This window comes from Undibacterium sp. Ji49W (assembly GCF_049340205.1).
Lineage (GTDB): Bacteria > Pseudomonadota > Gammaproteobacteria > Burkholderiales > Burkholderiaceae_D > Undibacterium.
On record NZ_JBMPOW010000007.1, the window covers coordinates 136,833 to 157,665 of the forward strand.

Here is a 20,833-nt window from a genome sequence, read left to right on the forward strand (position 1 = left end):
CAGTTAAGGCATACGTTAAGGCATACCGCCATAATTATTCATTATTGCCTCAATGCTTCCGTCTGCGATGGATGCATCAATTGCAGCATTGAGATGCCCTAACACAGCACTCGCGTCTGGACGTGATTTAGAAATTCCAAAATAATTTTTATCTATCGCTAAAGGTGTCTTCTGTACAGTTAAGTCATTGAAGTCTATTCCTGCCATTTTTGCATTAAACGTCACGGCTGCAACACCACCTGGAATAATTGCAGCATCAATTCGACCTAATACAAGCTTACGCAAACGGGAAACGCCACTGTTATCTTCATCCAGATTTACCATTGGAAGTTCTTCAATATACTTTGTACCGTATTTTGATCCTCGGTTTACACCAATGGTCATACCTTTCAAATCGGCCAAACTCGCTGCGACGATGTTTCTTTTCTTTAAGGTGACGATTACCACACGATCGGCAAGAACGGCATTTGAGTAACTAAAAAGCAATTCACGCTCAGGCGTCTTGGATAAACTACAAATAACACCTTCGCCTCGCTCCGCCATTTGCACTGCCCGTGCCCAAGGAACCGCAACGATCACAACCTTGTAGCCTGCGCGTCTGCCAATTAACTGTGCAAGTTCGGTGAAATAGCCAACAGGCTTCTCAGCATCATTCAAAAACATCTTGGGTGCATTACTTGTGCCGACGAGCATCGTCAACGTAGGCTCTGCAGCTGACGTTGTTGCACTCAATGCCACAGAAAGGAAAATGAATAAAAAACGTCGTTTTAAAGAATCCATTTTGCTCTCTTGTTGTTAGCACTCATCCCTATTGATGAAATGAGTTTTAGCTTCGTTGGAGTGAACTTTTGACGCGCTTCAAAGAAAGTATAACCTTTACCGAAATAGATGGTCAAACCAAGTGGAATACTCACAATGCCCTGGCTGTAGCCAGCATAGATCAAATTTTGGTATTTGTTTGCATCAATGGCATTTCATGCTACTCAAGAAGCAAGTTGCTAGTTGTTGCTTGTTGTGGCTTGTTAATACCCCACCGTCTGCTTCGATTCATGCACCAGTTGTTCAAACATGTCATGCCGCATGGTAGAGATGCTGCCATCTTTGACTGCGGCCAGAATGGCGCAGCCGGGTTCGGTGTGGTGGTGGCAGTTGTAGAACTTGCAGTTGCCCAGGTGGGGCAAGAATTCGGGAAAGGCGCGTTCCAGCATGCCTTCGCTGAGATGATGCAGGCCAAATTCCTGAAAACCGGGTGAATCGATCACGTAGGAATTCTCATCCATGTGATACAGGCGGGTGAAGGTGGTGGTGTGCTTGCCGGTATCGAGTGCGGCAGAGATTTCGCGTGTGGCGATTTCTGCATCGGGTATCAACAAATTGATCAGTGATGACTTGCCCATGCCAGACTGGCCGATGAGAATGGTGCTTTGTCCCTGCATCAGCTTTTGCATCAGCAGGCGCGTGCCTTCTGGGTCGGTTTTGACGGATACTTCATGCGCGGGGTAACCCAGTCCCGCATACAGACCAACACGTTCACGCGCCTTGGGCAGGGACGCGGTGACGTCAACCTTGTTCAGGATCAGATGCGGTTTGATGCCGGCTGATTCTGCTGCTACCAGCGCGCGCGATACCAGGTCATCGGTAAAGCTGGGTTCGGTGGCCACCACGATCAGCAACTGCGTCAGGTTGGCGGCCAGCATCTTGGATTTGTACTGGTCTGACCGGTACAGCAAGGTCTTGCGCGGGGTGATGGCTTCGATCACGCCCTGGTTTTTGGATGTCAGCGCATATTCAACGACGTCACCCACTGAGACATCACTCTTTTTACCCCGGGTGACGCAATGCAGTTTGTGTTGCTGACCATCGATTTCGGCCTGTACCAGATAGTGGCGGCCATGCGCGGCTATGACCAGGGCTTGTGCACGTGCCATCAGGAAAAGCTTTGCTCAAAAATGGTGTTGATCTTGGCGGCGCAGATAAAGTCATTTTCTGAAATGCCACCCTTGCCATCATTCACGGTATGCGTGTCAAACCTGATGACGCAACGGTTATAGGTGACGACCATTTCCGGATGATGGTCTTCAGCATGGATGACATAGGCAATCGCATTGATGAAAGACAGAGTTTCATAATAGTTCTTGAACTGGAAGGTCTTGACGATGCGCGGGCCATCCTGGGCCCAGCCGGGGGTAGCTGCCAGATAGGCGGGCAGGCTGGCTGTGTCCAGTCCGGTTTCGGTATGCTGGGATTTTTTTGCCAGCAAGTCTGTATTCTTGATCATGGGGTCTCCGTTATTGGGCAGCCAGCAGGTGCTTGATACGCACCGAGGCAGAAGGATGTGAGTCATAAAACGCCGAATGCAAGGGATCAGGCGTCAGTGTCGATGAATTGTCGTCATACATTTTGACCAGCGCCGTGACCAGATCATTGGCATTGGTGTGTTGGGCGGCAAAGGCATCGGCTTCAAATTCGTGCTTGCGTGAGGTGATGGAACTCAGCGGTGAAAATACAAAGGTAAATACCGGCAGGCTGAGCATGAACAGTATCAATGCCATCGCATCATTGCGGGCCAGCAGCATGGGGTCTACACCCAAACCAGTGTAAAACCAGACCTGATCTTTCAAAAAGCCCAGTATCGCCAGAAACACCAGTGACAGCCCAAAGATGACAACCATGCGTTTGACGATGTGCTTGAGCTTGAAATGGCCTAGCTCATGCGCCAGCACGGCTTCGATTTCATTCGGGGTCAAACGTTCCAGCAGGGTATCGTAAAACACGATGCGCTTGGCGCCGCCAAAGCCGGAAAAATACGCATTGCCATGGCCGGAGCGTTTTGAGCCATCCATGACAAAGATGCCTTTCAGGGCAAAACTCACACGCTTGCTGAGGTTTTCTATGCGTTCACGTACTTCTTCATTGTCCAGCGGCCAGAACTTGTTGTACAGCGGCGCAATCACAATAGGGAAGATCAGCATCACCAGCAACTGGAAGCCGATAAAGAACACCCAGGCATACAGCCACCACATGCTGCCGGCTTTTTCCATCAGGCTCAAAATTACCCAGATCAATGGCAAGCCCAGCGCTGCACTCACCAGCGTATTGGTCAGCATGTCTTTAAAAAACAGACCCAGGGTCATTTTATTGAACCCAAAGCGCGCTTCCAGCACAAATTGTGAGTAATAACTGAATGGAAATTCTATGATGCCACTGATGAGGGTAAACGCCACCAGCAGGCTGATCTGGTACAGCATGCCCGGTCCGGTCAGTTTGACCAGGGTCACCGACAGCCATTGCAGCCCGCCAAACAGGGTAAAACCGATCAGCACCGATGCATTTACTATCTGCATCACGATGCCCAGCTTGGTCTTCGCAATAGTGTAATCAGCAGCCTTCTGATGCGACGCCAGACTGATCTTTTCAGCGAACTGGGCAGGCACGGCGGCGCGGTTGCGCAGGATGTGGCGGATATGGCGGGAAGCCAGCCAGAACTGAAAAACCAGCGTCAATAGCAGGAAGGAAACGAATAAAACCGAAAAAACGACTGAAATCATGGGAAAATGTGACATTCGATAAGTAATAGCTAAGGAAGAATTATGTCACAAGCGACCGACATTCAAACAAACACCACCATTCCGGCCCGCCCTAACGAGTTAAACCTGATCTGGCTGGACATGGAAATGACCGGCCTCGACCCGGACACTGATCGTATCATCGAGGTGGCGATAGTGGTAACTGATTCGCAATTGAATGTGTTGGCCGAAGGCCCGGTATTTGCCATCCACCAGTCCGACGAAACCCTGGACAAGATGGACAACTGGAACAAGGGCACCCACGGCCGTTCGGGCCTGATTGAGCGCGTGAAAGCCTCTACCGTCACCGAAGCCGATGCAGAAGCCGCCCTGATCGCCTTTTTGAAAGCCTTTGTACCCGCAGGCAAGTCACCCATGTGCGGCAATACCATCTGCCAGGATCGTCGCTTCATGGCACGCGGCATGCCCAAGCTGGAAGCCTTCTTCCATTACCGCAATCTGGATGTATCGACCCTGAAAGAACTGTGCCGCCGCTGGAAACCAGAGCTGGCATCCGGCTTCAAAAAACACCAGAAGCATACCGCCCTGGCCGATATCCTGGAATCGATTGAAGAGCTGAAATACTACCGCGAGCATTTCATTAAAGAATAAGCTGTATTCATCAAACTTGTTGCAAAAAAGCCAGGCATGTCCTGGCTTTTGCTTTTTTGGTAATTGTTTTGTGCTTATTTGGTACTTATTTTGCAATGAAAGCCTGATTAATACAGCATAAAACCCGTAACCTCAGTCCCGGGTTTGCCAATACTGCTCACGCTGTTAGAACCTGTTTACGATCTGTAGCGAGCGGGCGTCAGCAGGGTGAAGAGCCGCGCAAAAAGCGGAATGTACTCTGGTACATGAGCATTTTGAGCAGCGCATGAGCCCTGATCACGCCTGCGCAGTAAGATCGTGAGCAGGTTCTTCGGGCAGGGGAGGCGGGTGGATTATACGCCCAGCAATTCAACTTCAAATATCAGGGTCGCATTGCCAGGGATAACACCACCAGCACCGCGTGGGCCGTAACCCAGGCTGGAAGGGATAGTCAGCAGTCGGGTGCCGCCCACTTTCATGCCTTGCACGCCTTCATCCCAGCCCTTGATCACATGGCCAGCGCCCAATGGGAAAGAAAACGGCTGACCGCGGTCTTTGCTGGAATCAAATTTTTTGCCTGCGCTGCCGTCAGGATTTTGCAACCAGCCGGTGTAATGGACATCGACATGTTGACCGGCTTGCGCTTCTGCGCCTTCGCCGATGACTTTATCTTCATATTGCAGACCGCTGACTGTTGTGATTGTGCTCATGGTTTTTCCTTGGTAATGCGATAATGCAAAGTAATCAGGTGCATTAATATTAATACGCCTGCCATTGTTGGTTTTTTCAGGTGCAGGCCGACTTGGAGTTTTTCTGCTACCCTGTTTCTCTGGTCTGGGATGGGCTGGCGGGCATGTTACTCAGTACTGACGCACCAGGCGAAAACCATTGCTGCACGGTGATACTGCATGCAAATCGTCTGGCAGCGAAGTGTGAGCTACAGGCCCGGCAATTCCCTCATCAAAAAAGCTGGCGCAATTGTAGAGCAAAAGTTTCGGGCATGGTGGATGGCGATACAATTGTTGAGAGCTGTCACAATTGCTTACTACTGCTTACTACTGCTTGCACTGTTACTTACCAGTTTTTGACCTGTTTTGCTTTTCGGCAAGTATGATGCAGCTTGATTTTACGCAAAATTAGCGAAAAATCTGAAAAACAATGAAAGGAAAGCCCTTTCCTTATTGTCATGCGCTGTAAAATGCCTGTTCAATTTAATTTTTTGCGGTAACTTTCATGCGTAGTCGTTTTTTGTTGTCGTCTTTGGCGTTTTCTTTGCTTTCCAGTGTTGCAGCATCCTCTGTCCAGGCCAATGTCGTCGTGGTATTGAATTCACGTGACGCGACCGTGAGCTTGCTTGACCAGACAAGCTATAAAGAAATCAGCACGTTTCCTGTAGGCAAGGAACCGCATCACCTGATGGCCACACCGGACAATAAGTCCCTGATCGTGGCCAATGCAGTCGGTAATGAACTGGTGTTTCTCGACCCGAAAACCGGGCAGATACAACGCCGCATGAAGGACATTGCCGACCCTTACCAGATCGGCTTTTCACCTGACCAGAAATGGTTTGTATCGAATTCTTTGCGTCTGGATCGCGTCGATTTTTATAAATACGATGGCCAGGACATGAAACTGGTGCAGCGCGTGCCCCTGGGCAAGTTACCCAGCCATATGGCATTTGATGCCGCCAGCACCACGGTCTTCATTACCCAGCAAGGCAGTGACCAAGTATCTGCCATTGATCTGGCAACCCAGAAAATCAAGTGGACTATCCCTGTAGGCAAGTTGCCGGCAGGTATATCCATGACGCCAGACGACAAATACCTGCTGGTCGGTATCATGGGCAGTAATTATGTCGAAGTGATCGACTGGCGCACGCAAAAAACGGTCAAGAAAATCAAGGCGGGCGAAGGCACGCACAATTTCCGCGCCCTGGGTGACAAGCGGCATACCTTTGTTTCTAACCGCACGTCCAACGAAATCAATATCCTTGACCAGCAGACCCTGGAAATGGTCGGCAACATCCAGGTACCTGGCGGGCCGGATTGCATGGAAGTCAGCGATGACGGTAAAACCCTGTGGACGACCCTGCGCTGGATCAAGAAGGTGGCCGTGATTGATATCCCGTCCCGCAAGGTGATCAAGATGATACCGGTAGGGCGTTCCCCACATGGTGTGTATTTTGCCAACCGTGCCGGCAATATGTAAATTGCCGCTGCGCATGAAACTGACCCTGGTGGCCATGCTGGGCTTGCCCGCAGTGGCCTCGCATGTTGCCGCTGCTGGCACCAATGCTACCAACGCCAATACAGGCAATTGCAAAGGTACAATCTACCTGACGTTTGATACCGGCAGCCAGTCGCAGGCAGAACTGATTGCGACTACACTGCGCCGGCATCACATCAAGGCCACGTTTTTTCTGGCGAATGAAAAAACCGTGCAGGGCGATTATTCACTCGACATGAGCTGGTCTCCCTACTGGAAAAGCCTGGCTGACGAAGGCCACGCCTTTGGCACTCATACCTTTGACCACGTGTATGTAGTTGGTGATTTGCCCGACGGGCGCATAGCAGTAAAGCCGCAATTTGGTCCCCAGGCCGGGCAGACCCTGCAATGGACAGCGCAAGAATATTGCCAGGAACTGCGTCGCGTCGATCAGCGGTTTTTTGCCTTGACGGGTAAAAAGCTTGATCCTTACTGGCGTGCGCCGGGCGGCAAGCTGACGCCGGGTTTGCTGAAAGCCGGTCAGGCCTGTGGATATCAGCATGTGGGTTGGGCACCGGCCGGGTTTTCTGGCGATGAACTGCCCAGTGAAAAATTCAGCAACCCCATGCTGCTCAAACGGGCGCTGGACAAGCTCAGGGATGGCGATATTTTTGTCGCCCACATGGGTATCTGGTCACGCAAGCAAGCCTGGGCACCAGAAAACCTGGAGCCGCTGATTAGCGGCCTTGAGCAAAAATCCTTTTGTTTTGCTACCCTACGTGAGCATCCTGCTTACCGTAATTTAAATCAACCGAAAAAATAATGATGATTTCTGATCTGTTCACAAATCTGCAAGCCTGGATTTTTGAAACGATAGTGCAGCCCCTGATGTTTTATCTGGGCCTGGGCGAGTTTGTTGAAGATTCTTTCGAAGGCGTCGAATGGTTCATCCTCGGCGTGTTGCAACTGATCATACTGTTTATCGTGCTGCGTCCGCTGGAATCCTGGATACCCGTGCACGAAATCAAGAACCGCTATGCACGCTGGAATGATTTCATCTATACCGCCCTGCATCGGCTGGGGGCGTTTTCCATCCTGGTGTTTTTCGTGCTTGACCCCTTGCTCGACAGTGCTTCTGCGGTGCTGCATCTGCAAGGTGTCAATCCCTTCAATCTGGAAAACATCTGGCCCGATATGCTGCAATATCCGGTCTTGCTGTTCTTTGTCTATCTGTTCGTACTCGACTTCTTTGATTACTGGTATCACCGCGCCGAACATCACTTCAACTGGTCGTGGGCGCTGCACAGCCTGCACCACAGCCAGCGTGACATGAATCTGTGGAGCGATAACCGCAACCATCTGCTGGATGATTTTATCCGTGACATCTACATGGGCGTGATTGCCCTGGCCATTGGTGTTGAACCCGGCCAGTACGTGATGCTGGTGATGGCATCGCAGATGCTGCAAAGCCTGCAACATGCCAATGTGCGTATTCATTTTGGCCGTATCGGTGAATACCTGCTGGTGTCACCGCGTTACCACCGTACCCACCATGCCATAGGCATAGGCCATGAAACCAATGGCAAGGGCACGCTGGGCGGGCATAATTTTGCAGTGCTGTTCCCGGTCTGGGATCTGCTGTTTGGCACCGCGCTGTTCAGTAAAGAATTTGCCATGACCGGCATCCGTGATCAGTTACCGGCACCCGAAGGCAATAACCGTAATTATGGCGAAGGTTTCTGGTCGCAACAGTGGCTGGGTTTAAAACGCATGACGGGATTTGACAAGGAACAGCAACCATGAACATGGCTTCCATCATGCGTGCCTGGGGCAGGGCAGTGGCAGGGCAATTGCATTACCGCATGCTCCTGCTGACTTTTGTTCCTTTCCTGGCAGCTTTGATGCTATGGGGTGCCGCCATGTGGTGGGGCTTGCAAAGCATGATGGATTTTATCCAGGCCTGGTTTGGCGAACACAATGGTTTTCAGGCGGCAGGCAGCGTACTTAATATGCTGGGTCTGATCACCTTTAAAACCATGGTCGTGCCGCTGGTGGCGATGTGGGTTTTGCTGCCATTGATGATCTTTACTTCACTGGTCTGCATCGCCTTGTTCGCCATGCCCGCCATCAGCCAGCATGTGGGTAAGCGGCATTATCCGGCGCTGGAACAAAAAAATGGCGGCAGTCTGCTGGGCAGCCTGGTGCATTCGTTTTCATCCTTCGGCATTTTTGCCTTGGTCTGGCTGCTGACCCTGCCGCTGACCCTGATACCCCCCATCAGCCTGATCTTGCAACCCTTTCTGTGGGGATGGCTGACCTACCGCGTCATGGTATACGACGCCCTGGCCCAGCATGCTGATAGCGAAGAGCGGGATGCACTGATAAAACAGCATCGCACTTCATTGCTGGCGATAGGCATCATTGCAGGTCTGTTTGGCGCAGCACCGGGTTTGCTGTGGCTGGGCGGGGTGTTGGCAGTGTTGTTCCTGCCCGTGATAGCGGCAGTGGCGATCTGGATTTATGTGCTGGTATTTGTCTTCACCGGATTATGGTTCCAGCATTACTGTCTGGATGCCTTGCAGGAGCAGCGCCAGCAACAGCAACTGGAAAATCCGCAGGAGCAGCCAGCAGCCTGAGTAGCTCTCACCCAGCTCTCACCCGCCAGATCGAAAATGGCGCACAATAGAGGCTTCATGAATGAAAAGGGGAGTGGATTGTGGCGATAGGTTTGATCATAGTCGGAGATGAAATTTTATCCGGCAAACGCGAAGACAAGCATATGTCCAAGGTCATTGCCCTGCTGAAGGCACGTGGCATGCAACTGGACTGGGTAGAATACATAGGCGACAACCGTGAGCGCATTACCGCCACCCTGAAACGCAGTTTTGCCAGCGGTGATATCGTATTTTCTACCGGCGGTATCGGTGCCACGCCTGATGATCATACGCGCCAGTGTGCGGCTGCTGCGCTCGGTTTGCCAATCACTCTGCACCCCGAAGCCAAACTCCTGATCCAGGAACGCATCATCGATATCGCCAAAGAAAAAGGCGAAGTGGCGGACCTGAATACCCCTGATAACCTGCACCGTCTGAAGATGGGCGAATTCCCGCAGGGTGCGGACATCATCCCCAATCCCTTCAACAAGATTGCCGGTTTTTCGATACGGAATCATTTCTTTGTACCAGGCTTCCCGGTCATGGCCTGGCCCATGCTGGAATGGGTGCTGGATACCTATTTTTCTCATCTGTTTCACAAGAATGCACAATTTGAAAAATCTGTGCTGGTGTATGAAATTGCCGAGTCCATACTGACGCCCCTCATGGAAGAACTGGAAGCCACCTATGTTGGCATCAAGGTCTTCAGCCTGCCCAGCGTCGGCAGTGCAACCGAACGTCGGCATATAGAACTGGGCGTCAAGGGCGGTCAGCAAGAGGTGGACATCGCTTATGACACCATGCTGGAAGGCTTGCAGAAACTGACGACTGACTATATTCCTACCCCGCAAAAACATGCAGAAGATTAAATTCACCCTGTTCAATCTGCGTGATCTGCTGGTCGCTTTTGGCCCGGTCACGCTGATGGTGGTGATCGTTTGCGGTGTTGGTTACTGGCTGGTAGACCCGGCACCATCGCGCATCATTGATATGTCCACTGGTCAGGCCAATGGGGCGTATGAACGCTTTGCCAAACGCTATGCGCAAGAACTGGCCAAAAACCAGATCGTATTGCGCCAGCAATCTTCGCTAGGTTCAGAAGAAAACCTGGCACGCATCAGCGACCCGGATTCCGAAATCGAAGTCGGTTTTGTACGCAGCGGCTCCATCGAAGAAACGCTGGCCCAGGAACGTGGCCTGATCTCACTGGGCAGCCTGTTTTATGAACCTATCTGGGTGTTTTATCGCAGCCCCAAAGAAGTCAGCACCGTCAGCCAGTTCAGGGGCAAGACCGTCAATGTTGGCCCCGATGGCACCGGCGTGGCCCGCCTGTTTGACCAGATACTCAGCGTCAACGGTATGACGACGGAGGATGTCAGCCTACAGAAACTGGCAGATACGCCAGGCACGGTCGCTTTGCTGGACGGCAAGGTGGATGTGCTGATCTTCAGTTCTGCCAGCGATTCGCCACTGGTGCAAATGCTGTTGCAGACGCCCGGCATACGGCTGTTCGATTTTGTCCAGGCCGAAGCGTATACCCGTCGCTTTCCCTTCCTGTCGCATGTGGTGCTGCCGCGTGGCATCGTCGATATAGGCCGCGATATTCCGGCTCGCGATTATCACCTGATCGCACCCACTGCCACCCTGGTCGCCCATGAAAGCCTGCATCCGGCACTGATAGGTTTGCTGTTGCAGGCTGCGCGGCGCATACATAGCGGCGCAGACTGGTTCAGCAAGCAGGGTGAATTCCCATCGGATAAATACACGGAAATTCCGGTGGCAAGAGAAGCCGAAAAATTCTATAAAAACGGCCCGCCCATGCTGCAACGTTACCTGACCTTCTGGGTAGCAAATTTCTTTGAACGCATGTGGGTGGTGCTGGTTGCCCTGGGCGCACTGTTCCTGCCACTATCCAAGATCATTCCACCCTTATATGTATGGCGCATACGCTCGCGTATCTATCGCTGGTATGGACAATTGCGCCTGGTTGAACAATCGATAGAAAGTATCCCCCCGGCAGAATTGCAGGCCGTGGCCACCAAACAATTACGTCACCTTGATGAAATCGAAGAAAAGGTCAACCGCATCACCATACCGCTGTCCTATGCCGAAGAACTGTATGGCCTGCGCAGCCACATCAACTTCGTTCGTGCCAGAGTAGAGGCAATGATGAAGGCTGGGGCAGCGCAGGCTGCGACTTGATGGCTTGTGATTCCTTGTTTGACTACCTTCAATTCTCCACTTTATTCAATGCAAAACCGCTTCCTGACCGACGTACTCACCAACCGTAATAACAAGGCCATACTAGAACGCTGGGATGCCCTGGCGCTTCCCGATGGCTGGCTGGTGGCAGGGTGTTTGTTCCAGACCATCTGGAACAAACAGGCAGGTCGTGCGCCAGAAGCGGACATTAAAGACTACGACCTGTTTTATTACGATGCCAATGATTTGAGCGAGGCAAGAGAGCAGGAAGTGCAGGCGCGGGTTGACAAGCTGCTGGGTGACCTGGGGATTACGGTAGAAGCATGCAACCAGGCGCGCGTCCACCTCTGGTACGAATCCTATTTTGGCCATCCTTATGATGCCCTGGCTTGCGCCGCCGATGGTATCGACCGTTTCCTTATTCCCGCCACCTGTGTCGGCATTCGCCCGGATGCAATCTATGCACCCAATGGCCTTGCCATGCTATACGAAGGCATATTGAGCATGAACCCCCTGACACCCTACCGAGATATGTTTGAGCAAAAGGCGGCGTCATATCAAAGCCGCTGGCCGTGGTTGAGGATTGATCAGGGCGGAATGATCTGAGCGTCTACAAGTCTGTGATTCGTTTCCATATTCAGCTTTAGATTCAGTTTTAGATTCAGTCGCTGATCATCTGTGTCTGCAATTTTGCGATCCGGTCGTGGTAATGTGCATTCCATCGCATTTAATGCGATATGACTGCCTTCTACATTTAGAATGACCTGCATATTATTTTTGCGATAGGAAAAACCATGTTGCGAGTGGCGATGTTGTTGATAGCACTGGTCCCCGGATGGGTGCTGGCAGCGGGTGAAGAACAATGGCTGGTGCAGCTTGATCGCTGGGGCAATATTTCTTACCAGGCGATGACCCTGAAAGCAGCAGGCAATACCATCAGCGGCCAAATCGATGGTGACAGCCTGACCGGTACCCGCAATGCGGGCCGCATTAGCTTTGCCGTGACCGACAAGGACAAGGCCCACTACACCTACACCGGCACGTTTACTCAGGATGCGATGCAGGATGTGATGCAGGGCGTGGCTGACTTTCCCGACACAAATAATCCGCAGGCCAGGGCCAGCCATGCCTTCAGCGCCCGCCGCTTGCCTGAACGTCCGGCGGGGCCAGCGCGGGTCTACGATTTCCAGCCTAAAGATTATTCAAATGAATTCAGCCCGCATCGTTTGCCGGTGCTGACGGTCTGGCCCGGTGATACGGTGCATACCAAGACCATCGATTCTGGCGGTGTGGATGAACATGGCGTGACCAAAGCCCTGTATGGTAATCCGCAGACCGGGCCATTTTATGTGTCCACGGCCGAGCCGGGTGACACCCTGGTGATCCACCTGAAACGTCTGCGTCTGAACCGCGATTATGCTGACAGCCTGGACAGTATCGTCGGCAGGGCAATGGGCCCGGGGCTGGCAGCCAAAGCAGGTGATTTGGGCAAGCCCATACGCTGGAAGCTCGACCGTGAACGCGGCCTGGCCAGCCCGGAAAAACCGACGGCAGGCTTGCATGGGCTCAGCCTGCCGGTCCGCCCCATGCTGGGTGGGCTGGCAGTGGCACCTGGCAATGGATCACCGCCGATTTCTACCGGCGACACGGGCCGCTTTGGCGGCAATATGGATTTTAATGAAGTAGTCGAAGGCAATACCGTCTACCTGACAGTGCAGCAACCGGGTGCCTTGCTTTACCTGGGCGACGCCCATGCCTTGCAAGGTGATGGCGAGACCTCACAATATGCGCTGGAAACCTCGATGGACGTAGAATTTACCGTCGACGTCATCAAAGGTAAATCTGTTGCATCACCCAGGGTAGAGTCACCAACGCAGATCATGGTGCTGGGCCAGGCCGGTTCACTGGATGACGCCCTGCGGGCGGCCACCAGCGGTATGGTGCAATGGCTGCAACAGGATTATGGACTCAGCCTGTCTGAATGCGCCCAGATACTTGGTAGCGCCATTCATTTCAGCATCCCCAATCTGGCGGGCCGTAGCGTCGGTGTGGTAGCGAAACTCGACAAAGCTGTGCTGGCGACTTTGCGTCGCCAATAAATCTGGTACAAGCGATACAGGACAATATGTGTTAAATTTTGACATCGATATTATCGGCCCAGACTATGCTGATCAAACATGAATTCGAAGTGCGTGCCGGTGCCAAATATCTCTTTGACCTGACGCAGGATTACACCCTCAGGTCAGCATGGGATACGCTGACCAGTGAGGCCTATCTGATCAACGCTACGCAGGCGGCAGTAGGTGCACAGGCGCGCTGCATAGGCGTCAATGGCTTGTCTATGGATATTGAATATGTATCCTACAAACCGAATGAAGTGGCTGCCGTCAAGATGGTCGACGGGCCATATATCTTCGATCAGTTTGCCGGTGGCTGGCACTTCAAGGCCCTGTCGGATGAAATTACCCGCGTGCGCTTCTCGTATAACATCACCGCCAGACCGCGCTGGCTGTCATGGGTGTTGACACCCATCCTGTGTCTGAAATTCAAGCGCGAAACAGAAAAGCGCATCGTCGCCCTGACCGCCTATGCGGAACGGCATTTTGTCGCCGTTCCTGTGGCAGTGGGTTAGCGATAACAGCAATTACAGCGCATTCATGAACGCCTTGCGTATCTGACGCCCGCATTTGACGGAAGCGACATAGGCACCGGTTGACTTGTCGTGGCGCGACAGGATGCCGTAGTATTTTCTGTCAGGCGATACCCAGGGGTAGAAACCCCATTTTCCCGGGCTGGAATAGGCGTCAATACTGCCCTTGCCCTGTTCCGATTCTACCCAGTGGTTATATGAATATGTCCAGGGTTCGTTCAATAATTGTATCGGTGAATACACCACTTTGCCCGGACAGGCTGCTGCCAGCGCACACACTGCCTGGTCACCCAGGTAACGGCCGATTTCCAGTTCCTGTTTCATGATTTTTTTCAGGAACAGGGAATAATCAGTAGCGGTACCCAGCATGCCGCCTGCCATCAGCGGGTCTAGCGGTGCCATATTGAAACCCTTGCTCAGGCCTATGGTGTTTTGGTATTCGGTATCAAGCTGGGCGGCAGTGAAGTTGCCCAGGCCCAGGTCTACACTGGCCAGTTTCTGATCATGCCCGCTGTCATAGTCAAACAGGTTGACTGTCGTCGGGTCGGGCTGGCTGGTCTTGCCGCTGGTGCCATCCATGCCGGCGATAAAACAGCCATTGATGCTGAGTTTGCCGACGCAGGCTTCTTCATCAAAGCCGGTATAGCCGGACATGAAACGCAAACCGTTGCTAAGTGAGGTATTGCTGCGGACCTGATCTATGCCTTTCTTTTCCAGCACATAGGCACCAAATATCCATTTCGATGCAGACGCAATGTTGAAATACGTCGTTGCCGTGACAGTGCCGGTACCTTGCGCGCCGGATACCACAGGTGTGCTGTCGGTAGCGTTACCAATTTCCCAGTAAAAATCACCAAGCTTGTCTACACTGCACAGCGGGTCGGTGCTGGCGGCTGTTTTGGCGGCGGCAATTGCAGCGGCAATGCGGGGGGTAACGCTTCCCGTTGTCGTGCCGGTGGTGGTGGTGGTGGTGGTGGCCGCCGGTGGTGCGGCGGCATCTGTGCTGCCAGATCCGCCGCAGGCACTCAGCAGGCTGCTGGCAGTTACCATGGTGGCGACCGTCAACAGCGAAGAAACAGAAGGGTAAGGCATGATCATCTCCAGTAAGGACAAAAACGTGGTTTACATCTTGTCCTGACTGTAGTCATCAATTCTGTAATTTTGATGGAAGCAGGCCCGCTTACCCGTGCTATGGCAAAATGAAGGCAATTAAATTGTTACTACTTGTTTCTCCATCCATGCATCCTGCGATTCCTGCCCATTCTGTGCTGTTTGTCGAAGACGATCCCATGATCGCCCGTACCCTGAGCATGGGCCTGCGTTATGAAGGTTTTGCGCTCAGTCATGCTGCCAGTGTGGCTGCGGCCATGCAGTTGCTACAGCAGCAGGTATTTGAATTGATCTTGCTGGATGTCGGCTTGCCCGACGGTGACGGTATTAACCTTTGCCGGCAATTGCGCCTGTTGCATCCTGCTACACCCATATTGATGTTATCTGCCCGTACTGATGAGGGGGCAGTCGTCTCCAGCATAGAAGGCGGGGCAGATGATTACATACGCAAGCCCTGTGGCCTGCGTGAACTCAGCGCCCGCATGCGCCGTCTGCTGGGCCGGCGTCAGCCAGAAGCTGTAAACCGCCCTGTGATCAGCTATGGCGCCATACAGATGGATAGCCAGCGTCGCACTGTCAGTGTTGGTGACACGCCGCTGCAACTGGGCAAGAAAGAATATGAAGTGCTGATGCTACTGGTGCGGGCCAATGGTGATGCCATTACCCGCGAACAGATTTTGAATCAGTTTGAAGACAGCAATGTCATTTACGATCGCACCATCGATTCGCATCTCAGTCATTTGCGGCGCAAATTGAAAGATGCAGGTGCCGTGGAGCGCATCGTCGCCATTTATGGCGTGGGTTATAAACTGGAGTCTGCATGAGTCGTCCCCTGTGGTTGCGTTTTGTGGTGATCAGTGTATTTTTCTCTGTGCTGTTGAGTCTGGTGTATCTGTGGATGATACGGGAAGTGACGACGCGGCCCGGTGATGAAGTGCAGCGCAGTATGTATCTGTTCATTGCCCGTATCGTCGAAGGGCATGACTATGCCGAAGGCTTGCACAGGGTGCAGACTTATCGCAGTGAATCACCTGCCATTGCGCTGGAAATGTGGGTCGTCAATGCCGACAATCAGGTGCTGGCCAGTAGTGTCGAAGGTGAAAAACCGCCCGCCAGCCTGCTGGAGCGCAAAAAGCCTGACGCCATTCATGACGTGGTTGCGCGCGGGCGTTTCTTTTCTGGCAGTGCCGCGTCTGCCATCGTGCGCCTGCAATCATCCGAGCCGGTTTACCTGCTGGTGAACAACCCCGGCACCCCGGCGCGGGGTGCTTTTCTGACGATGGGGATATTGTTCGTGGTGACCCTGATTGCCGCCATTTTGCTGGGACTGTTATTGCTGACTCTGTATCTGCGCGGTCGTTCTGCCGAAGCACGGCGCGTGATACAAAGCATGGAAGCGGGTGATCTGACGGCACGGTTCACATCGGGCCGTCTGGATGCCATAGGCGGCCTGATGCAGCATTTTAATGCCATGGGTGATGAGATACAGCGGCTGGTCACGCAATTGCAGGCAATCGAAAAAACGCGGCGCGAATTATTGCAGGAACTGGGCCATGACTTACGTACACCGCTGACCAGCCTGCGCACGGCGATTGACACCCTGACCGTGCACGGCGACGATATGGAACAGCAGGAAAGGCAGGAATTTTTCAACGTCGTCAACAGCGAGCTGGATTATTTCACCCGGCTGATCGATGACCTGTTCTTTATCGCCAATATTGATGAACCACGTTATCGTAATCAGGCAAGCAGCTTTGATCTGTGTGACTTGCTGAAAGCCGAAACCGGACATTCCGTTCACAACCAGCAGCAGACTGAGCAGCCCATCGCTTTTGAATTACAGATTGACGCTACTTGCGCGCACAATGCATACATCAGTGGCGATGCCTATCTCATTTTCAGGCTATTGCGCAATGTGTTTGACAATGCCGCCAGCTATGCGCAAAGCAGGGTACGCATACGGCTACAGGCGCTTGCCGATACGCTGGAGCTGGTGGTGGAAGACGATGGCCCCGGCATTTCCAGCGATGGCATTTCCCGTTTTGGACAAAGGCGTGATACACGTCTGATGTTTGCCGGCTTACCGAGCAGGCAATCCGGTATTTCACTGGGCCTGGGGTCGGTCATTATCAAGACCATTATCGAATTGCACGGCGGCCATGTCGACATAGACAATGGAGAAGCGCGCAGCGAATTCCCGGGCGCACGCTTGACGCTGGTTTTTCCGAAGCCTTCAACCATTCAATATTGACGGCTGACAGTTCTCTCTGTTTTCGGCGAGGAAGCACGTTCCGTATTTGATGATGCACGTTCCGTATTTGATGATGCACGTTCCGTGCGGGCCGAACTTTCATTTGCAAGTATGGGTTTCAATTGCAGATCAGTAATTCGGAAGTTTTCTCTCTTGTCGCCCATCAGGGCACGCAATTCCTTGATGCTGAGGCCGCTGGCTTCATGCATGCTGATCATCAGCGACGCGCCTATGGGCAGGCGATGGTGACGGATTTTGCTGATCACCGGCGGTGCCACGTCCAGCAATCGGGACAGGGCTGCATCGTTTTTTAAATGCAGGCGCTTTATCAGGGTATCAAACAAATGATTCGGGTCATACTTGAACTTGTCTGATTTCAGATTGATTAAATTTACCATTTTTCTTCCTCCATTATGAGAATGCACGCAGGCAATTTGCCTTGATGCCCATTCATGTTTAAAAAAAAACATGAAACAATGAATAGAAGAATAATGAAGAATTAAAGTCTTGTATGTGCGATGACTAACATAGCAGCCAGGCTCTGACAGGACCTGGCTGAAAGCTACAAAACGGCTGGCTTTTAAGTGGTGGCTGTCACTGCATCTTCCAGCAGAGTCATTGCACGTCTGACCGTTGCATCATCCATGACGAGTAAATTATCGCCCACATACCATTCAAACATACATTGGCCAGGCAAGGCCGTGTGGACGGCATTATTGAATAGCCATATTCCGTGTTCTTGCGCAATACGGTTGCGGATGGTGATGGCAGTATCTCTATCCACCGGCAGGTACAGGTGTAGCATATTGCATTGTGGTACTGCCGGATTGGTCTTGAATACAGGGTAGTCGCGCAGGGTTTCAAATAGCCATTGTGTACGGGCAAAACAGGTGGGCAGGGCGGCCAGCCTGTCGTCAAACTGCATGGCTGCCGACACCACATAGGGGCTGCGCCGGAAGATACTGCCGCCTTGCCTGTGCATCCATACTTTTGCCCTGGCAATGAATTCTGCGCTGCCCAATAGCATGGCACCACCCAGCCCGCCTATGCCTTTGTAGAACGAGACATAGGCAGTATCAAAACCATTGGCAACATCAGCCAGGCTGCGTCCGTAACCGGCGGCGGCTTCCCACAGGCGGGCACCATCCATATGCAGGTGGATATCGGCTTCACGACACCAGGCCTTGATGGCTTCCAGCTCTTCCCACGGTGGTAATTGCCCGCCGATTTCGCGCATCGGCAATTCATATTGCGCTGCTGCCAGTTTGTCTGGCACGGCCTGCAAGTCTTTCAGCAACCAGGGGCGATGCGGGTTGCCGATTTGCAGTGCATTGAAATGCTGTAGCAACTGGTAATTGCTTTTTTCGTGGACCAGAATATGTGAACTGGCATGCAGGGCGACCAGGTTGCTGCCTCGCTCTTCGCAGGCCAGTCGCAAGGCTGTGACCTGGGTCATGGTGCCGGTCATGCAAAACAGGCCGGCTTCCATGCCCAGCAATGCGGCGACTTTTTGTTCAAATGCCTGTACCAGTTCACCCTCGCCATAGGTGTCGTGTTGCACCTGATGTTGCTCGCACCAGGCTGCCATGCGGGCAAAAGTCTGGGCCGGGCTCATGCTGTGATGGCCGGGTAGTGTCGTGTGGCAGCTCAGGCGCAGGGCCAAAATTTCGGCGTCGGTCAAGGTAAGTTCTCCGGCAATCGATTAGAACGCATTCGACCCCTGTCAGTGAAATGAGTTCAAGAAGAAAATTGTTTCAATCCGACACGAGTATGCCATGCCAGTTTGCCTGCTTGTGAGATAAAATCTCGCGCATCGACTATTTACGAGTTTACACATCCTATGTCATCCCCGTCAGTGAACGTCAGCAGTCCTGCCAGTTTTCTTACACCCTATGAAGCCGGCAACCACAACCAGACCACAAGCTGGGAAGACTGCATCAGGTTTTATCAAGGACTGGCAGCGCAGTTTCCTGCCGTGCTGCAGTTTTCGCAAATCGGGGTATCGGATAGCGGCCGCCCCATTCATGCCGGTGTGGTGACTGCCGACGGCGTGTTCGACCGCAACCGCATCCGGCAGGAACAGCGTCCGGTCTTTTTCAATAACAATGGCATCCATCCGGGCGAACCGGAAGGCATAGATGCCTGCATGGCCCTGGTGCGTGATTTCTGTACCCAGCCAGAGCGACTGACGGCACTAGGTAAAACAGTGTTTCTGTTTATCCCTGTGTATAACGTTGATGGCAGCGTAAATCGTCAGAATACTTCCCGAGTGAATCAGGATGGGCCGGAACAATTCGGCTTTCGCGGCAATAGCCTGCATCTGGACCTGAATCGTGATTTCATCAAATGTGATAGCGAAAACGCCCAGGTATTCAACCGCTTCTTCAGCGAATGGAACCCGGACGTCATGGTCGATACCCATACCTCGAATGGTGCCGATTACCATTACACCATGACCCTGATACAAACCCAGGCTGACAAGCTGGGCTATGGCCTGGGGCCCTACTTGCGCGACACCATGTTGCCAGCCATTTATGCCGATATGCAACAACGGGGCTGGCCCACCTGCCCGTATGTGAACCCGGTCAAGGACAGCCCAGATCATGGCATAGAAGATTTCCTGGAAACGCCGCGCTTTTCTACCGGCTATGCAGCCGTGCATCACACCATCGGTTTCATGCCAGAAACCCATATGCTGAAACCCTTTGCTGACCGTTATGCATCCATGCGTGCACTGGTGGAGAGCGTGCTGTCCTTCACTGTTGCCAATGCGGTGCAGATACAGGACTTGCGGGCAAAGGCACGCCAGACAGCCAGCCAGCAGCAACAGGTGGCGGTGCACTGGGCGGCTGATCACAACCAGCCTTCGCAGTTTTTATTCAAGGGCTACAATGCAATATATATCCCCAGTATATTAGGAAATTACCAGCGTCTGGCCTACGACCGCAGCCAGCCATGGGAAAAACCGATTGCCTACTATGACCGCTTCGTTGCCGACATCAGCGTGCAGCAGCCAAAAGCCTATCTGGTACCGCAAGCCTGGCGCGCCGTGATCGAACGCCTGCAATGGAATGGCGTGCAGATGCACAGAGTGGAAGACGATAGCAGCCTACAGGCCGAGGTGTATCAGATACTTTCTGTTACATCACGCCCGCATGCCTACGAGGGCCATCTGTTCCATGATGATGTGCAATTGCAGGCGGTGACACGGAACATGGCGGTGCATGCAGGTGATTATCTGGTGTCGCTGGATCAGGATAAAGCCCGCTACATCGTCGAAACCCTGGAACCGCAGGCGCATGACAGTTTCTTTCGCTGGGGATTTTTCAACAGCGTGCTGGAAAAGAAGGAAGCCTATTCCGACTATGTATTTGAAGACACCGCCAGCGAGATTCTTGCCACTGAACCTGAGGTGAAACAGGCATTTGAAGAGTGGAAACTGGATAACCCTGACTTGCTGGACAAGCAAGAAGCGGTGCTGGATTTTATTTTCCAACGTTGCCAGCGCTTCCATGAACCCGAATGGCGCCGTTATCCCGTGTTGCGATTGATGGCGTAAACGCGTGAAATTTGTTACAACTTTTACAGAATCATAATAGAATCT

At 52.6% G+C, this 20,833-nt stretch carries 21 protein-coding genes; 13 read left to right on the top strand and 8 right to left on the bottom strand.

The genetic code is table 11. The features are described 5' to 3' along the window. Nucleotides 1-15: 15 nt before the first annotated feature. From ACO0LK_RS10560 to ACO0LK_RS10575, 4 genes are all read right to left on the bottom strand, one after another. Nucleotides 16-780: a substrate-binding periplasmic protein gene (locus tag ACO0LK_RS10560; protein ID WP_422974801.1), complete on the bottom strand. Its 765-nt coding sequence runs from the start codon at nucleotides 778-780 to the stop codon at nucleotides 16-18. A 242-nt stretch (nucleotides 781-1,022) separates the two neighbouring features. Next, nucleotides 1,023-1,928 carry a ribosome small subunit-dependent GTPase A gene (gene rsgA / locus ACO0LK_RS10565; protein WP_422974803.1) on the bottom strand — a complete coding sequence of 302 codons (906 nt, stop codon included), beginning with the start codon at nucleotides 1,926-1,928 and terminating at the stop codon, nucleotides 1,023-1,025. Continuing rightward, nucleotides 1,928-2,278, bottom strand: a complete 351-nt coding sequence (locus ACO0LK_RS10570) for a 4a-hydroxytetrahydrobiopterin dehydratase (protein ID WP_422974805.1) — start codon at nucleotides 2,276-2,278, stop codon at nucleotides 1,928-1,930. The genes rsgA and ACO0LK_RS10570 overlap by 1 nt, the downstream gene beginning before the upstream one ends. 10 nt (nucleotides 2,279-2,288) lie before the next feature. Next, a complete protein-coding gene (locus ACO0LK_RS10575; RefSeq protein WP_422974807.1) occupies nucleotides 2,289-3,548 on the bottom strand; it encodes a M48 family metallopeptidase in 1,260 nt (419 codons plus the stop codon). Nucleotides 3,549-3,590: 42 nt separating this feature from the next. Between ACO0LK_RS10575 and orn the strand changes: the two genes are divergently transcribed. Next, the gene (gene orn / locus ACO0LK_RS10580; protein WP_422974809.1) at nucleotides 3,591-4,178 is read left to right on the top strand and encodes an oligoribonuclease; all 588 of its coding nucleotides are present in this window, start codon (nucleotides 3,591-3,593) and stop codon (nucleotides 4,176-4,178) included. A 332-nt stretch (nucleotides 4,179-4,510) separates the two neighbouring features. Here the strand turns inward: orn and ACO0LK_RS10585 are convergent, their stop codons facing one another. After that, nucleotides 4,511-4,867 (bottom strand): FKBP-type peptidyl-prolyl cis-trans isomerase, encoded by a 357-nt coding sequence (locus ACO0LK_RS10585; protein WP_186948272.1) that lies wholly within the window; start codon nucleotides 4,865-4,867, stop codon nucleotides 4,511-4,513. A 523-nt stretch (nucleotides 4,868-5,390) separates the two neighbouring features. Between ACO0LK_RS10585 and ACO0LK_RS10590 the strand changes: the two genes are divergently transcribed. The 9 genes from ACO0LK_RS10590 (at nucleotide 5,391) to ACO0LK_RS10630 (ending at nucleotide 13,850) form a co-directional block, all read left to right on the top strand. Beyond that, complete coding sequence (locus ACO0LK_RS10590) at nucleotides 5,391-6,365, top strand: cytochrome D1 domain-containing protein (RefSeq protein ID WP_186948271.1); 975 nt, start codon at nucleotides 5,391-5,393, stop codon at nucleotides 6,363-6,365. Nucleotides 6,366-6,378: 13 nt separating this feature from the next. Next, entirely contained in the window at nucleotides 6,379-7,185 is an 807-nt protein-coding gene (locus ACO0LK_RS10595; RefSeq protein ID WP_422974811.1) for a polysaccharide deacetylase family protein, read from the top strand. Further along, complete coding sequence (locus tag ACO0LK_RS10600; protein WP_422974813.1) at nucleotides 7,185-8,165, top strand: sterol desaturase family protein; 981 nt, start codon at nucleotides 7,185-7,187, stop codon at nucleotides 8,163-8,165. The genes ACO0LK_RS10595 and ACO0LK_RS10600 overlap by 1 nt, the downstream gene beginning before the upstream one ends. Then, on the top strand, nucleotides 8,162-8,998 hold the full coding sequence (locus ACO0LK_RS10605) for an EI24 domain-containing protein (RefSeq protein ID WP_422974815.1): 837 nt from the start codon (nucleotides 8,162-8,164) through the stop codon (nucleotides 8,996-8,998). The genes ACO0LK_RS10600 and ACO0LK_RS10605 overlap by 4 nt, the downstream gene beginning before the upstream one ends. 80 nt (nucleotides 8,999-9,078) lie before the next feature. Then, complete coding sequence (locus tag ACO0LK_RS10610) at nucleotides 9,079-9,885, top strand: competence/damage-inducible protein A (RefSeq protein WP_422974817.1); 807 nt, start codon at nucleotides 9,079-9,081, stop codon at nucleotides 9,883-9,885. Then, a complete protein-coding gene (locus ACO0LK_RS10615) occupies nucleotides 9,872-11,218 on the top strand; it encodes a TAXI family TRAP transporter solute-binding subunit (protein ID WP_422974819.1) in 1,347 nt (448 codons plus the stop codon). Before ACO0LK_RS10610 ends, ACO0LK_RS10615 begins: the two co-directional genes overlap by 14 nt. 48 nt (nucleotides 11,219-11,266) lie before the next feature. Continuing rightward, entirely contained in the window at nucleotides 11,267-11,824 is a 558-nt protein-coding gene (locus ACO0LK_RS10620) for a nucleotidyltransferase family protein (protein WP_422974821.1), read from the top strand. 188 nt (nucleotides 11,825-12,012) lie between these two features. Next, nucleotides 12,013-13,317, top strand: coding sequence for an acetamidase/formamidase family protein (locus tag ACO0LK_RS10625; protein ID WP_422974823.1), 1,305 nt, complete (start codon nucleotides 12,013-12,015; stop codon nucleotides 13,315-13,317). A 65-nt stretch (nucleotides 13,318-13,382) separates the two neighbouring features. Next, nucleotides 13,383-13,850, top strand: coding sequence for an SRPBCC family protein (locus ACO0LK_RS10630; protein ID WP_422974825.1), 468 nt, complete (start codon nucleotides 13,383-13,385; stop codon nucleotides 13,848-13,850). Between the two features lie 12 nt (nucleotides 13,851-13,862). Here ACO0LK_RS10630 and ACO0LK_RS10635 read toward each other — a convergent pair whose 3' ends face one another. Further along, entirely contained in the window at nucleotides 13,863-14,960 is a 1,098-nt protein-coding gene (locus ACO0LK_RS10635) for a hypothetical protein (protein WP_422974827.1), read from the bottom strand. Between the two features lie 146 nt (nucleotides 14,961-15,106). Here ACO0LK_RS10635 and ACO0LK_RS10640 point away from each other — a divergent pair, with 146 nt between their 5' ends. After that, nucleotides 15,107-15,802, top strand: a complete 696-nt coding sequence (locus ACO0LK_RS10640) for a response regulator transcription factor (protein WP_422974829.1) — start codon at nucleotides 15,107-15,109, stop codon at nucleotides 15,800-15,802. Further along, on the top strand, nucleotides 15,799-17,229 hold the full coding sequence (locus ACO0LK_RS10645) for an ATP-binding protein (RefSeq protein WP_422974831.1): 1,431 nt from the start codon (nucleotides 15,799-15,801) through the stop codon (nucleotides 17,227-17,229). The genes ACO0LK_RS10640 and ACO0LK_RS10645 overlap by 4 nt, the downstream gene beginning before the upstream one ends. On the opposite strand, the gene ACO0LK_RS10650 is transcribed toward ACO0LK_RS10645, so the two are convergent. Further along, nucleotides 17,220-17,627 carry a hypothetical protein gene (locus ACO0LK_RS10650; RefSeq protein WP_422974833.1) on the bottom strand — a complete coding sequence of 136 codons (408 nt, stop codon included), beginning with the start codon at nucleotides 17,625-17,627 and terminating at the stop codon, nucleotides 17,220-17,222. The two genes, ACO0LK_RS10645 and ACO0LK_RS10650, sit on opposite strands and share 10 nt — an antisense overlap. A 182-nt stretch (nucleotides 17,628-17,809) precedes the next feature. Next, nucleotides 17,810-18,910 (bottom strand): threonine aldolase family protein, encoded by a 1,101-nt coding sequence (locus tag ACO0LK_RS10655; protein WP_422974835.1) that lies wholly within the window; start codon nucleotides 18,908-18,910, stop codon nucleotides 17,810-17,812. A gap of 159 nt (nucleotides 18,911-19,069) precedes the next feature. Between ACO0LK_RS10655 and ACO0LK_RS10660 the strand changes: the two genes are divergently transcribed. Further along, nucleotides 19,070-20,788, top strand: coding sequence for a M14 family zinc carboxypeptidase (locus ACO0LK_RS10660; RefSeq protein ID WP_422974837.1), 1,719 nt, complete (start codon nucleotides 19,070-19,072; stop codon nucleotides 20,786-20,788). The last annotated feature ends 45 nt before the right edge of the window (nucleotides 20,789-20,833 follow it).